Below are 12,570 nucleotides of genomic sequence, written 5' to 3'. Positions count from 1 at the left end.
CCCCATCGCCCTGATCGCCGCCCGTCTCGATGCCGGCCCCGCCGCCCGCGCCCTGCAGGCGTGCACCGAGCGGCTTGGCCCCGCCGGCTATTACCTCGCGGCGGCGCCCTGGCAGGCCGCCGCCACCCTGCCGCTACTGGAAGCCTTGCGCCCGGCGGCGGCCCTGGCGATCGGTCCGCTGGAAGACGCCGCGCTGCGCGCCGCGCTGGCCGCGCTGGAAATCCCGGTGGTCGAAACCTGGAGCGAGTCGCCGCAGACGCTGGACAGCGCGGTCGCCATCGACAATGCCGAGGCCGGCCGCATGGCGGCGCGGCACCTGGCCGAAAAGCGCCATCCGCGAGTCGCCTGCATCAGCGCCGACACGCCCTGGGAGCGCGGCCGCCGCGAGGGCTTCATCGGCAGCGCGGCGGCACTGGGACTGGAACTGGTCGCCGACATCGTGCAGCCAGAGGTCCAGCACCTGAACGACGGCCGCATGGCCTTTCTGCGCTTGCTGGCCACCAATACGATCTTCGATGCGGTGTTCTGCACGAACGATCTGCTGGCCGCCGCCGCCGTGTCGGAAGCGCACAATCGCGACCTGCAGGTACCGCAGGATCTGGCGGTGCTGGGATTTTCGGACGACGGCAGCGCCGTGCAGTGGGTGCAGGGTCTGACCACGGTGGGCGTGGATGCCGCCGAACTGGGGCGGCGCGCCGGTCAGCTGCTGCTGGATCGGCTGGAGGGCGAGCGGGGCGCCGGCCAGCGCGACATGATGGACGTGGTGCTGGAGCCTCGCCTCAGCACCTGATCCGCATCAGTCCGCGGTTTCGTACAGCGCCGGAAAGCCGCAGCCCTCCAGCATGCCGTTGGCTTCTTTCAGAAACGCCGGCGTGGCGGTTTCGGGCACGCGCACCAGCCATTGCACGGCGTCTTCCTTTTTGCCTTGCAGCAGCAGCATCCGGCCCAGGTGGAACATGCCGCGGAAGTCGCCGCCTTCGGCGCAGCGCCGGTAGCAATCGAACGCGCGTTCCAGGTCTTGCGGGATGACGTCGCCGGCCTCGTGGTAGCGGCCCACCACGCCAATCGACTTCACGTGGCCGGCCTGCGCGGCCTGCTGGTACATCGCCAGCGCCGCAGCCTGATTCTGCGTCACGCCGCCCCGGCCCGTGCGCAGCAGGTGGGCGTAGTTGTACAGGCCCCAATCCAGACCCGTGTCGGCGGCCCGGCGGAACCAGTACGCCGCGACCGTATCGTCGGCCGGCACGCCCCAGCCGTTTTCATAGCAGCGTCCCACCATGTTGATGGCCATGGGGTGATCGGCGTGCGCCGCGCGCTTGAACCACGCCAGCCCCTCGGCGGGCTGGCGCTCGACCCCCACGCCGTCCAGCAGCATCTGTCCGTAGATGGTCTGCGCCTCGGTCAGCCCCAATTCGGCGGCGGCGCGGATCCACGCGGCGTATTCCTCGGGCGGTCCGGACTCGCGCAGGCGGGCAAGCTGCTCGGGCGTGGTGGCGGCGACGTCGGCCGCGGTGTAGGTCTTCAATTCGCGTTCCTTCGGCGATGCCATGCGTGCGCAAGATTCTGCGCCAGCGCATCGCCCGTTTCGGTGGGCGTGCAGCGCACGCCACAGGCCGCCATGTCGACGGTGCGCAAGCCTTCGTAGCCACAGGGATTGATGCCCAGGAACGGCGCCAGATCCATCTCGACGTTCAGCGACACGCCGTGATACGCGCGGCCGTTGCGGATCTTGATGCCCAGCGCGGCGATCTTGGCCAGCTCGCCGCCTTCGGGATGCGGCACGTAGACGCCCGGCGCGCCAGGCTTGCGACAGGCCCCGCCCACGCCCAATTGGACAAGCGTGTCGATGACGGCGGATTCCAGCAGCGCCACGTATTCCTTCACGTACATGTCGGCGCGGCGCAGGTCGAACAGCGCGTACGCCATGACCTGGCCGGGGCCGTGATAAGTCACTTGGCCGCCGCGGTCGCAATGGACGATGGGAATGTTGCCGGGGTTGAGCACGTGTTCCGGCAGGCCCGCCTGGCCCAGCGTGTAGACCGGCAGGTGTTCGCACAACCAGATTTCATCGGGCGTGCCGGCGTCGCGCTGGCTGGTGTACGCCTGCATGTCCTGCCAGACCGGCAGGTAGTCCGCCGGCCGCGCGAGCCACTTGATCACAGCGGTCTTGCCTTACAGGACGATGGACACCATGGGGTGGCCATGCAGCGCCTGGTACAGCGCGTCCAGTTGCTCGCGCGAGGTCGCGCGCACCGTAAAGGTCAGGCCGAGGTAGTTGCCGCCCTTGCTGGGGCGCATTTCCACCGTCGCGGCGTCGAACCCGGGATCGAACTGCAGCACGACCTCGGTCAGCGTCTGCGCAAACTCGGGATGCTGCTTGCCCATGACCTTGATGGGAAAGTCGCTGGGATATTCGATCAAAGAATCTTCGGGCGGAATGTGCATGATGTGCCTAAAAAGAGTTGCCCCTGAATGTTCTTATATGGGGGCAAGCGGCGCGCCGGCAAGTGCCGGCGGGCGCCGGGGCCGCCGCGCGTCGAACGCGAGAGGGCCGCCCCGCGCCAGGACTACAGCGCGGCGATGCGGGCATCATAACCCGCACGCAATTGCTCAAAAACAGGGCCGGGCTTGCCCGAACCCACGGGCTTGCCGTCCAGCGACACGATGGCCAGCACTTCCTTGGTGGCGGACGACAGCATCAGCTCGTCGGCCTGCTCCACCTCTGCTTGCGAGATGCGGCGCGACTCGAACGGGATGCCGGCCTCGGCGGCCAGCTCGCCCATCAGGCCGTAGCGGATGCCTTCGAGGATCAGGTTGTTCTTGGGCGGGGCCAGCAGCTTGCCGCCGGAGACTACCCAGATGTTGGTGGACGCGCCTTCGGTCAGGTAGCCGTCGCGGAACTGCAGGACCTCGTCGACATGGGCGTCCACCGCCTGCTGCTTGGCCAGCACGTTGCCCAGCAAGGACACGGACTTGATCTCGCAGTGCAGCCAGCGCTCGTCGGGAATGCTGATGGCGGACAGGCCCTGCTCGCGTTGCGCGGCCGGCGGCGGCGACCAGGGCGCGATCATGCCGAACACCGTCGGCGTGACGGCCGGCATGGGGAACGGATGGTCGCGCTTGGCGACGCCGCGCGTCACCTGCAGGTAGACGATGCAGGTGTCCAGGTTGGAGCGGTCCAGCAACTGCTGGATCAGGTCGATCCACCCGCTGCGGTCGAACGGCGGCGCGATGCGCAAGGCAGCCAGGCTGCGATCAAGGCGGTCGAGGTGTTCGGCCATGCGAAACGCATTGCCTTGGTACACGGGGACGACTTCGTAGATGCCGTCGCCGAAAATGAAGCCGCGGTCCAGGACGGAGACCTTGGCCTCGTCCACGCGCAGGAATTCACCGTTGAGATACACCTGGCTTTCGCCCGGCACGCCCGGAATCATGAGGCACTCCTGAATTTGAAATGGAACAGGGACGAGCCGTGCGGCCCGCCCCCGAAGAATGCAAAACGGGCGTTTCGCGCACGAAACGCCCGCTGCTAGCTTACACCCGCGGCCTGGGCCGCGGGGCGCCGATTTACTGGAACCAGCGCTTGACGGTGTCGACCATGCGGCCAAAGAAGCCGGCGCGTTCGACGGCGTCCTGCACCACCAGCGGTTCGGTGCGCAGCACCTTGCCGTCCAGCGTGAACTGCAGCGTGCCCACCTGTTGGCCCTTGGCCAGCGGCGCGATGAGCGGATCGGTGCGCTGGGCGACCGGCTTGAGTTCGCCTGCCTTGCCGCGCGGCACGGCGATCGACACCGGGTTGGGCGGACCCAGCTTGACGTTTTCGGCGGTGCCTTCCCAGACGCGGGCGTCGATGCCGGGCTGGCTCTTGTCGAACAGCTTGACCGTGTCGAAGTTCTGGAAGCTCCAGTTCAGGAGCTTCAGGCTTTCTTCGGCGCGCGTCGCTTCGCTGTCGGTGCCCACCACGACCACCAGAATGCGGCGGTCGCCGCGCACGGCCGTCGACACCAGGCAGTAGCCCGCCGAATCCGTGTGGCCGGTCTTCATGCCGTCCACCGACGGGTCGGCCCACAACAGGCGGTTGCGGTTGGGCTGCGTGATCTTGTTGTAGGTGTAGCTCTTCTGCTTGTAGTAGTGGAAGAAGTCCGGGTGATCGGTGATCAGGTGCGCCGAGAGCGTGGCCAGATCGCGCGTGGACGTCATGTGCTGCGGATCGGGCAGGCCCGTCGCGTTCATGAAGTGCGTGTTCTTCATGCCCAGGCGATCGGCTTCCTGGTTCATCAGCGCGGCGAAGGCGGATTCGCTGCCGCCCACGGCTTCAGCCAGCGCCACCGAGGCGTCGTTGCCCGATTGCACGATCATGCCCTGATTCAGTTCGTCCACCGTGACCGGCTTGCGCGGCTCGATGAACATGCGCGAGCCGCCCGTGCGCCAGGCGTGCTCGGACACCGGCACGGTCTGCTCCAGCGTCAGGCGCTTTTCTTCCAGCGCGTTGAACACGACGTAGGCCGTCATGATCTTCGTGAGCGAGGCCGGCTCGACCTTCATGTCGGGATTGGAGGCGGCCAGCGTCTGGCCGCTGTTCACGTCAACGACGATCCAGGCCTTGGCCGCGATGGTGGGCGCCGGGACGGCCGAGACGTCTCCGACCGGCACCGCGCCCGTGGGCGACGGAGCCTGAGCCGCAGCGGCCGGCGCGGCGGCGGGTGCGGCTGGCGCCTGCTGCGCCCAAGCTGGCATGGAGGCCGCCAGCATCGCTGACAACACCGCGCCTGAAACGAGGCGGCGGGTAAAGACAACGGGGGATTGAGCGGAGTGAGGCAATTTCTTCATCGGCAACGTGGGTCCAGGAATGACGCCCGCCGGCGCGGGGCAAGTGGCTGACAATTATAGGCAGTCGATCAGACCCATCCCGGCCGCGCGGGGTTCCCCGCGCGCCTAAAACATGCAACCTGATGCAACCTGCAGACTGCTGCGAGGCCGGTTTCAGTCCAGCGCAACCTTCAAACGGGCCTGCACCAGCTGGCGCAGCACCAGCAGCTTGCCGTGGAAGAAATGCGAGGCGCCCGGCACCACCACCACCGGAATCGAGCGCGGCCGCGCCCAGTCCATGGCTTCGGACAGCGGCACCACTTCGTCTTCTTCGCCATGCACCATCAGCGTGTCGTCGGGCACCTGCACTTCATGAGACTGGAAGCGGTTGACGGCCGGTCCCATCAGCATCAGCGCCGACGGCAGCACGGCCTCGTTCGCCTCCGCCAGCGCGGCGTAGGTCTGCGCGGCAACCGCGGTGCCGAACGAAAAGCCCGCCAGCACCCACGGCGCCTGCGCCAGTTCGGGATGCAGTTCGCGCATTTGCGCAACCACGGCCAGCATGTCCTGCGTTTCGCCGACGGATTTGTCGAAGGCGCCTTCGGACTGGCCGACGCCGCGGAAGTTGGGGCGCACCGCCACCAGGCCGTGCTGCACGCAGGCTCGCGACAGGGTCGTGACCACCTTGTTTTCGCGCGCGCCGCCCTGCAGCGGGTGCGGATGCAGCACCAGCGCCCAGCCGCGCGGCGTGTCGGCGGGCCAGTCGATGGCGCAATCGATTCGGCCGGCGGGACCGGCGAAAGCGTGGGTTTCAGTGCGTGCGGACATGGCGGAACTCAGCGTGCGGAAAAAAGAAACGATGTTAACCGCCCGGCCCGCCTGGCGAAATGCCGGATGACCGCAACCGGCGCGCGATGACGCGAGCCGCCGCTCACTTTCCGCGCGCGGCGGCGGCGGGCGGCCGCAGGGTGACGGCAAGCCATTGCGCAAGCTGGTCGCTGGCGTCGTCGGTGGCCTGGCGCAGCGCCGCGACGCCGCCTTCGGCATCCTGCGTGGGCGCGGGCGCGGCCACCAGGATGCGCTTCTGGTCCACGACGTTGCGCCCGTCCAGCAGCACCGCCTGCAGCAGGACGCGTCCCTGGCTCGACTGGCCGTCCTCGGAAAAGACCTGCTCGAACTGCGCCAGCGACACCTGCAGTTGCGGCGTCTGCAACGTGACGCGATCGCCCAGCACGGCCCCCTGTCGCGACAGGCGATCGGTGATGCGCTGCCGGACCAGGTCGGCGGGCGATGCGGCCCAGCGGTAGGTGGCATAGGACCGCGGCGCGGCGCTGTCGCCCACGCGCCAGATCATGCCCGTGTCGGTCAGTCCCGGCGCCGACTGGAATGTCAGCGCGATCGGATCGCGTGCGGGCAAGGCGGGCACGGGCCGGGCGTCCAGCCCCAGGTCGAACAGCGTGGGCGGCGCGTCCACGCGGCCGATGCCGCAACCGGCCAGGGTCAGGGTCAGGATCAGAATGGCGCTGCGCATCTTCATGAGGTCTATCTCCGGAATCCGGCAAAGCCGGGTTCGCCGGGTCCCGGCGCGATGGGCGGGGGACCGAACAGGAACGATTGCGGCGTGCTGTCCACACGGCGCAGGGTGATGGCGGCGCCGCGCGCGGCCGTGCTGACGTCGTTCGCCATGGTGGTGAAGGCCGGCAGGGTCTCGCCGTCCAGCCGCGCGGCGGCCAGGGCGATGTCGTTCAGGCTGCGCGTCGCGACCGCCAGCGGGCCATCGGGCGCATTCAAGCGCGCCAGCGACTGGCGGGCCTGCTGGGCCAGGTCGCCGATCTCGCGCGCGGCGCGGTCGGCCTGGCGCGACGTGCTGTTCAGCGAGTCCATCAACGGACCCAGCTTGGCCAGGGTGGGCGCGAGGTCGCGGCTGGCTTCCTTCAGCGATTGCGAAATGTCGGTGGCGTTCTGCAGGCTGGCGGTGAGCGCCTGCACGTTCTGTTCGCTCAGCACGCGCTTTAATTGCTCGGTCGCCACTTCGACATTCGAGATCAGCTTGTCGCCGCGCTTCTCGATGCGGTCCAGAAAGCCCGGGCGCAGCGGGATGGCCGCCGGATGCTCGGCGGTGGAGGTCAGGCGCTTGAGCGACGAGCCGTCGTCGCGCAGGTCCACGTTGGCCATGCCGGTCACGCCCTGCACACCCAGCTCAGCCCACGTCGATTCGGTGATCGGCGTGTTGGGCGCCACGCCGATGCGGATGCGCACCTGTCCGGGTTTGTTGGGATTGAGCGCAAGCGACTGCACGCGGCCCACGGGCACGCCCTGGTAGCGCACGGCCGACTGCGGATTCAGGCCCGTGACGGCCGTGGCCGAGATGATTTCGTATGGCTGCAATTGCGTCCGGTCGCGGCCGATCCAGATGGCCGTCAGCGTCGCGGCAGCCAGCAGGACCAGCGTGAAGATACCGGCCATGAGCGCATGACTACGGTTTTCCATGGTGCATTCCCTTCGGTGCCAGGTCTCCCAGCGCGCGCAGACCGCGCTCGCCCAGGAAGAATGTATGAATGAACGGGTGATCGAACTTCAGGACTTCAGGCACCGTGTCGCAAATGATCACCCGCTTCTCCGCCAGCACGGCCACGCGCGTGGCCAGCGCCAGCAGCGTGTCCAGGTCGTGCGTCACCATGACGACGGTAAAGCCAAGCTGCCGGTGCAGGCTGCGCACCAGGTCCACGAACTCGTCGGACCGCAGCGGATCGAGCCCGGCCGTCGGCTCGTCGAGGAACAGCAATTCCGGGTCCAGCGACAACGCGCGCGCCAGCGCCACGCGCTTGACCATGCCGCCGGACAGGTCCGAGGGCCGCTTGTCCGCATCGCGCGACGACAGGCCCACCATGGCCAGGCGGCACATGACGACGTCGCGCACCAGGTCTTCCGGCACCGTGCGCAGTTCGCGCAGGGGCAGCGCCACGTTGTCGAACACCGACAGCGCCGAGAACAGCGCCCCGGCCTGGAACAGCATGCCCCAGCGGTATGACAGGCGCCGGCGCTCGCCCGGCGTCAGTTCCGACAGCGTGTGCCCCAGCACCTTCACCGTGCCCGCTGCGGGCACGTCCAGCCCGATGATCTGCCGCAGCAGCACCGTCTTGCCCGTGCCCGAGCCGCCGACCAGCACCAGGATCTCGCCCGGAAACACCGTCAGATCCAGGTTCTCGTGCACGACGTGGTCGCCGAATGCGGTTCGCAGGCCGCGCACGGTAATGACCGGCTCGACGGTCACGCCCTCTTCGGTAAACAGCCGATTCTGGGTGGCGTTGTTCATCAGATGCCCACCGAGCTGAAGATGACCGCGTACACCGCATCCAGCAGAATCACGCCCGTGATCGACGTGACCACGGACGTAGTCGTGCCGCGGCCCAGGCTTTCGGTGTTGGGCTGAATGCGCAGGCCAAAATGGCAGGCGATGAGCGCAATCAGGATGCCGAAGGTCACGCCCTTCAACATGCCGATCCAGTAATTGGTCAGTGTGATCGCATCAGGCAGCGATTGCAGGAACCATTGCGCGGACACGCCCAGCTGCGCCTGCGCCGCCAGCATGCCGCCCAGCAGCGCCATCGCGCTGGTCCACAGCACCAGCAGCGGCATCGTGATCGCCAGCGCCACCACGCGCGGCAGGATCAGGCGCTGGCCGTGGGAAATGCCCATGACCAGCATGGCGTCCAGTTCCTGCGTGACCCGCATGACGCCGATCTGCGCCGTGATCGCAGACCCCGACCGGCCGGCCACCAGAATGGCCGCCAGCACCGGCCCCAGCTCGCGCACGATGGACACGCCCAGAAGGCGCACGATGAAGCGGTCGGCGCCGAACATCTGCAACTGCTGCGCCGACAGATAGGACAGCACCACGCCGATCAGAAAGCCCACCAGCGCCGTGATGCCCAGCGCCTGTGCGCCGGTCCGGTACACCTGCGCGGAGATCTCGCGCCACGGGCCCAGCCAGGGCCGGCGCAGCATGGCGCCCACATCCAGCACGAGCTGGCCCAGCATGATGAGCAGGGCCTTGCCGTTTTCGGCGGCCCGCAGGACCGCGCCGCCCGTGGCGCGCACCCACGTCCAGGTTTCGGGCTTGGCGGCGGGCGCGGGGGGCTCGCCCTTGTTCATCGCCAGCGCGTTGAAGACGTCCTGCTGACCCGCGCCCCAGCGCACGCGCTCGGGCAGTTTTTCGCCCCAGGCCTGCCAGATGATCAGCGCGCCGATGGTATCCAGCCGGTGGATCGCGTGCATGTCCCAGCGCGCCCCCTCCTTGGCCGCCCGCGCGAGCGCCTCACGTCTGCGTTCGACCTCGCCCGACTCGGCCAGCGCCAGGACGCTCCAGTCGCCGCCGACGTGGCAAACCCCGCCTTCGTGGCGGAAAGGCGCGGCGGCGGTCGCAAGCAATGCGGAATGCGGCATGTCGTCGGGGTACGGATGCAAAAATGTATCGCCAATCATAAACGCTGGCGCCCCGCAGCCGCGAGCGCGGCCCGCGTGCCCTACAATCGCGGCCATGCCCGCCCCCGTTTGCCCCATCGACCTGCCCGCCCCGGAAATGCTTGCCCGGACGCTGGCGGAACGCCTGCCCGCCTTCCAGGACGTCACCTGGACAGGCACCACCGGATCGACCAATGCCGACCTGCTCGCGCGTGCGCGTTCGGGCGCCGGCGCGGGCAAGCCCTGGCTGCTGGGCACACATCGGCAGGACGCCGGCCGCGGCCGCGCGGGCCGTCCGTGGCAGAACCGCCAGGGTTCCACGCTGATGTTCTCGTGCGCCTTCGACGTGCATCTGCCCGCCATGCAGCTGGCGGCGCTATCTCCGCTTGCCGGCGTGGCCGCCTGCGAAGCGCTGCGCACCGTTGCCGGGCCGGCGTCGCGGGGGCTCTGCATGAAATGGCCCAACGATATTCAATGGCACGACGCCAAGCTGGCCGGCATCCTCGTCGAGACCACCCGCAATCCGGGCGGCCGCGACACCGGCTACACCGTGGTGATCGGCATGGGCGTCAATCTTGCCGATGCGGCCGCACTGTCGCTCGCCCTGGACCGCGAGATCGCGGACTGGTCGCAGGTGCAGGCCGGCGCCGCGCACGCAGCGGTGGCCGCGGACCTGATCTGCGCCAGCGCCGCGGCGTGGCACGAGGCAGTGCGCACGCTCGAGCGTGACGGCTTCGGCGCCTTCCGACAGCGATTCGACCAGGTGGACGCGCTGGCGGGCCGCAAGGTGAACGTGCTGGACAAGGGCGCTATTCTTCTAAGCGGCACCGCCTGTGGCGTGGACGAGCAAGGCCGCCTGCTGGTGCAAACGCCCGAGGGCGCCACACCGATCTCGGTCGGTGAAATTTCGATTCGACGCCAAGCATGATTATTCTCATCGACTCCGGCAACAGCCGCCTCAAAGTGGGTTGGCTGGACGCCAGCAATCCGGACATGCCGCGCGAGCCCGCGGCCGTCGCTTTCGACGGCCTGGACCTGAACGCGCTGGATGACTGGCTTGCCGCCCTGCCCCGGCCGCCACGGCGCGCGCTGGGCGTGAATGTCGCTGGCGCGACGCGTGGCGACGCCATCGCGGCCATCCTGCAAAAGCACGGCTGCGCCGTCACCTGGTCGCCGTCTCAAGCCACGACGCTGGGCCTGGTCAACAGCTATCGCACCCCCACGCAGCTCGGCGCCGACCGCTGGGCCTCACTGCTCGGCGTGCTGTCGCGCCTGCCGGGCACGCACCCGCCCTTCGTGCTGGCCAGCTTCGGCACCGCCACCACCATCGACACCGTCGGACCGGACAATGTCTTTGCGGGCGGCCTGATCCTGCCGGGCCCGGCCATGATGCGCACCTCGCTTGCCCACGGCACCGCCAACCTGCCCATCGCCAACGGCCAGGTCGTGCCCTACCCCACGGACACGCACGAGGCCATCGCCTCGGGCATCGCCGCCGCGCAGGCCGGCGCCGTCGTGCGCCAATGGCTGGCGGGCCGCCAGCGCTATGGACAGACGCCGCAGATCTACGCGGCCGGCGGCGGCTGGCCCGAGGTGCACCAGGAAATCGAACGCTTGCTGGCCGACGCGGGCGGCGCGTTCGGCGCGACGCCGGTTCCCGTCTACCTGGACCATCCCGTCCTGGACGGACTGGCCGCCGTGGCGCGCGCCACCATGAACACCAATCCCTGACGAAGGCCCGGCATGCGCGTGCTCTTCATCCTGATCCTGCTGGCGAACCTGGGCGTCTATGCGCTGGGACAAGGCTGGCTCGGCGCCCGGCCCGAAGACCAAGGCCGCGATGCGCGGCGATTCAGCCAGGAATTGAATGCGGGCGCGGTCACGCTGGCGCCGCGAAAATCGCCTTGATGGCGGAAGGCTGATGGGTTGCTGGTTGGCTGGGGCCAATTCGCCCTTTCGCGGCCACAGCCCGGTTTCCCCGCCCAAGGCCGAAGGCCGGTTCGTCTTCTAACGGCCGGTGGCCGGTCCATCCAGCCACGGCCCCAACGCGGCCATCGTGCGCCCCGTCGCACCCGCATGCTGGTCGAACCACATGCGAGCGGCCTGGCCCGCCGCTTGCCGGCGGGCCATGTCGGAGAGCAACCCGATCGCCGCGTCCACCGCCTGCGCCGGATCGGCCGCACGCAACGCGGCCCCCGCCTCAACAGCGTCTTCCGCCGCCTGCTTGAAATTGAACGTGTGCGGCCCGACGATGACCGGCACGCCCGCCGCGCAGGCTTCGATGAGGTTCTGGCCGCCCAGCGGCGCAAAGCTGCCGGCCACGATCGCGACGTCCGAGGCCGCGTAATAGAAGGCCATCTCGCCCAGCGTATCCCCGACCAGCACGGCAGCGTCCGGCGGCGGCAGCGTGCCTTCGGAACGGCGCGCAAAACCCACTTTCGCGTCCGACAGCAGCCGCGCGGCTTCGTCAAAGCGCTGGGGATGACGCGGAATCAGCAGAAAGAGCGGCGCGCCGGGCACGGCCGCGTGCCGCTTGATCGCGTCGATGAACGGCGCATCCTCGCCCTCGCGCGTGCTGGCGACCGCGACGACCTGCCGGCCGAGCTGCGCGCGCCACGCGCGTCCCGCCTCAACCTGCGCGGGCGGCAGCACGAGGTCGAACTTGAGATTGCCGGTCACGACGGCCGCCGGCGCACCCGCCTCGGCCAGCCGTCCGGCATCCTCCGCCGTCTGCGCCAGCACCTTGTCCAACCCGGCCAGCGCCTCGCGCATCACGCCGCCCATCCGGCGCGCCTGCCGCAGCGACGACGCGGAATAGCGTGCGCTGACCAGCGCCATCGGCACCCGCGCCTGCCGCGCGGCGGCCAGCAGATTGGGCCAGATCTCGCGTTCCATCAGGAGGCCGCAGCGCGGCCGATGCGCCGCCAGGAAGCGGCGCGTCGCGCCGGGAAAATCGTAGGGCAGCCAGACCTGCCGCAGCTGTCCCTGCGCGATCGCGTCCTTGAACAGGCGCTCGCCTTCCGCGCGGCCGGTTGCCGTCGTGTGCGTGAGCAACACCGGCAGGCCGCGCGCCAGCAGCGCATTCAGTAATGGCAATGCGGCCCGGGTCTCGCCCAGGCTGACGGCATGCACCCAGACCGGGTTGTCCGGCAACACGGAGGTCGGATCAAAACGCCCGAAACGCTCGGGCGAAAAGATCTCCCAGCGGCCGCCGGCGCGTTTGGCGCGGCGGGCCATCCATAGCCAGATCAGCGGCGCGAGAGCCCGAAGCCCAAGCGTGTAGACGCCGCGGTTCAT

General features: G+C 69.0%; 15 protein-coding genes. 4 read left to right on the top strand and 11 right to left on the bottom strand.

All coding sequences use genetic code 11. The features are described 5' to 3' along the window. A partial coding sequence (locus AC6LJW_RS07890; protein ID WP_498086909.1) for a LacI family DNA-binding transcriptional regulator occupies window positions 1-790 on the top strand: 790 nt, incomplete at its 5' end. Between the two features lie 6 nt (window positions 791-796). On the opposite strand, the gene AC6LJW_RS07885 is transcribed toward AC6LJW_RS07890, so the two are convergent. From AC6LJW_RS07885 to AC6LJW_RS07840, 10 genes are all read right to left on the bottom strand, one after another. Continuing rightward, window positions 797-1,525 carry a tetratricopeptide repeat protein gene (locus AC6LJW_RS07885; RefSeq protein WP_105241754.1) on the bottom strand — a complete coding sequence of 243 codons (729 nt, stop codon included), beginning with the start codon at window positions 1,523-1,525 and terminating at the stop codon, window positions 797-799. Next, on the bottom strand, window positions 1,522-2,160 hold the full coding sequence (lipB, locus tag AC6LJW_RS07880) for a lipoyl(octanoyl) transferase LipB (protein ID WP_427985529.1): 639 nt from the start codon (window positions 2,158-2,160) through the stop codon (window positions 1,522-1,524). Before lipB ends, AC6LJW_RS07885 begins: the two co-directional genes overlap by 4 nt. A 12-nt stretch (window positions 2,161-2,172) precedes the next feature. Next, the gene (locus AC6LJW_RS07875; RefSeq protein ID WP_056571203.1) at window positions 2,173-2,445 is read right to left on the bottom strand and encodes a YbeD family protein; all 273 of its coding nucleotides are present in this window, start codon (window positions 2,443-2,445) and stop codon (window positions 2,173-2,175) included. 122 nt (window positions 2,446-2,567) lie between these two features. Continuing rightward, complete coding sequence (locus AC6LJW_RS07870; protein WP_056571200.1) at window positions 2,568-3,434, bottom strand: D-amino acid aminotransferase; 867 nt, start codon at window positions 3,432-3,434, stop codon at window positions 2,568-2,570. A gap of 133 nt (window positions 3,435-3,567) precedes the next feature. Then, window positions 3,568-4,830, bottom strand: coding sequence for a D-alanyl-D-alanine carboxypeptidase family protein (locus tag AC6LJW_RS07865; protein WP_105241189.1), 1,263 nt, complete (start codon window positions 4,828-4,830; stop codon window positions 3,568-3,570). A 153-nt stretch (window positions 4,831-4,983) separates the two neighbouring features. Then, window positions 4,984-5,637 carry an alpha/beta hydrolase gene (locus tag AC6LJW_RS07860; protein ID WP_056571197.1) on the bottom strand — a complete coding sequence of 218 codons (654 nt, stop codon included), beginning with the start codon at window positions 5,635-5,637 and terminating at the stop codon, window positions 4,984-4,986. Window positions 5,638-5,740: 103 nt separating this feature from the next. After that, entirely contained in the window at window positions 5,741-6,346 is a 606-nt protein-coding gene (locus AC6LJW_RS07855) for an ABC-type transport auxiliary lipoprotein family protein (RefSeq protein ID WP_498086908.1), read from the bottom strand. A 5-nt stretch (window positions 6,347-6,351) separates the two neighbouring features. Next, on the bottom strand, window positions 6,352-7,299 hold the full coding sequence (locus AC6LJW_RS07850) for an MlaD family protein (RefSeq protein WP_056571194.1): 948 nt from the start codon (window positions 7,297-7,299) through the stop codon (window positions 6,352-6,354). Continuing rightward, window positions 7,286-8,125, bottom strand: a complete 840-nt coding sequence (locus AC6LJW_RS07845) for an ABC transporter ATP-binding protein (RefSeq protein ID WP_056571191.1) — start codon at window positions 8,123-8,125, stop codon at window positions 7,286-7,288. The genes AC6LJW_RS07850 and AC6LJW_RS07845 overlap by 14 nt, the downstream gene beginning before the upstream one ends. Then, window positions 8,125-9,255, bottom strand: coding sequence for an MlaE family ABC transporter permease (locus tag AC6LJW_RS07840; RefSeq protein WP_427985539.1), 1,131 nt, complete (start codon window positions 9,253-9,255; stop codon window positions 8,125-8,127). Before AC6LJW_RS07840 ends, AC6LJW_RS07845 begins: the two co-directional genes overlap by 1 nt. A gap of 94 nt (window positions 9,256-9,349) precedes the next feature. On the opposite strand from AC6LJW_RS07840, the gene AC6LJW_RS07835 reads away from it, so the two are divergent. Genes AC6LJW_RS07835 through AC6LJW_RS07825 form a run of 3 tightly spaced genes read left to right on the top strand, consistent with a single transcriptional unit; the run spans window position 9,350 to window position 11,181 of the window. Further along, on the top strand, window positions 9,350-10,201 hold the full coding sequence (locus AC6LJW_RS07835; protein ID WP_056571189.1) for a biotin--[acetyl-CoA-carboxylase] ligase: 852 nt from the start codon (window positions 9,350-9,352) through the stop codon (window positions 10,199-10,201). Beyond that, window positions 10,198-11,004: a type III pantothenate kinase gene (locus tag AC6LJW_RS07830; protein WP_056571187.1), complete on the top strand. Its 807-nt coding sequence runs from the start codon at window positions 10,198-10,200 to the stop codon at window positions 11,002-11,004. The genes AC6LJW_RS07835 and AC6LJW_RS07830 overlap by 4 nt, the downstream gene beginning before the upstream one ends. 12 nt (window positions 11,005-11,016) lie before the next feature. Continuing rightward, the gene (locus AC6LJW_RS07825) at window positions 11,017-11,181 is read left to right on the top strand and encodes a hypothetical protein (RefSeq protein ID WP_200949488.1); all 165 of its coding nucleotides are present in this window, start codon (window positions 11,017-11,019) and stop codon (window positions 11,179-11,181) included. 99 nt (window positions 11,182-11,280) lie between these two features. On the opposite strand, the gene AC6LJW_RS07820 is transcribed toward AC6LJW_RS07825, so the two are convergent. Further along, window positions 11,281-12,570: a 3-deoxy-D-manno-octulosonic acid transferase gene (locus AC6LJW_RS07820; protein ID WP_498086907.1), complete on the bottom strand. Its 1,290-nt coding sequence runs from the start codon at window positions 12,568-12,570 to the stop codon at window positions 11,281-11,283.

The organism is Achromobacter sp. 1012554356, assembly GCF_059760815.1.
Note: the sequence above shows the minus strand (reverse complement) of the source record. Positions and strands in the feature narration are given on the sequence as shown.

Bases quoted from the DNA above. Each gene is read 5' to 3' on its own strand.
- AC6LJW_RS07875 (WP_056571203.1), bottom strand. From the start codon at position 2,445: ATGCACATTCCGCCCGAAGATTCTTTGATCGAATATCCCAGCGACTTT.
- AC6LJW_RS07870 (WP_056571200.1), bottom strand. From the start codon at position 3,434: ATGATTCCGGGCGTGCCGGGCGAAAGCCAGGTGTATCTCAACGGTGAA.
- AC6LJW_RS07865 (WP_105241189.1), bottom strand. From the start codon at position 4,830: ATGAAGAAATTGCCTCACTCCGCTCAATCCCCCGTTGTCTTTACCCGC.
- AC6LJW_RS07860 (WP_056571197.1), bottom strand. From the start codon at position 5,637: ATGTCCGCACGCACTGAAACCCACGCTTTCGCCGGTCCCGCCGGCCGA.
- AC6LJW_RS07855 (WP_498086908.1), bottom strand. From the start codon at position 6,346: ATGAAGATGCGCAGCGCCATTCTGATCCTGACCCTGACCCTGGCCGGT.
- AC6LJW_RS07850 (WP_056571194.1), bottom strand. From the start codon at position 7,299: ATGGAAAACCGTAGTCATGCGCTCATGGCCGGTATCTTCACGCTGGTC.
- AC6LJW_RS07845 (WP_056571191.1), bottom strand. From the start codon at position 8,125: ATGAACAACGCCACCCAGAATCGGCTGTTTACCGAAGAGGGCGTGACC.
- AC6LJW_RS07840 (WP_427985539.1), bottom strand. From the start codon at position 9,255: ATGCCGCATTCCGCATTGCTTGCGACCGCCGCCGCGCCTTTCCGCCAC.
- AC6LJW_RS07835 (WP_056571189.1), top strand. From the start codon at position 9,350: ATGCCCGCCCCCGTTTGCCCCATCGACCTGCCCGCCCCGGAAATGCTT.
- AC6LJW_RS07830 (WP_056571187.1), top strand. From the start codon at position 10,198: ATGATTATTCTCATCGACTCCGGCAACAGCCGCCTCAAAGTGGGTTGG.
- AC6LJW_RS07825 (WP_200949488.1), top strand. From the start codon at position 11,017: ATGCGCGTGCTCTTCATCCTGATCCTGCTGGCGAACCTGGGCGTCTAT.
- AC6LJW_RS07820 (WP_498086907.1), bottom strand. From the start codon at position 12,570: ATGAACCGCGGCGTCTACACGCTTGGGCTTCGGGCTCTCGCGCCGCTG.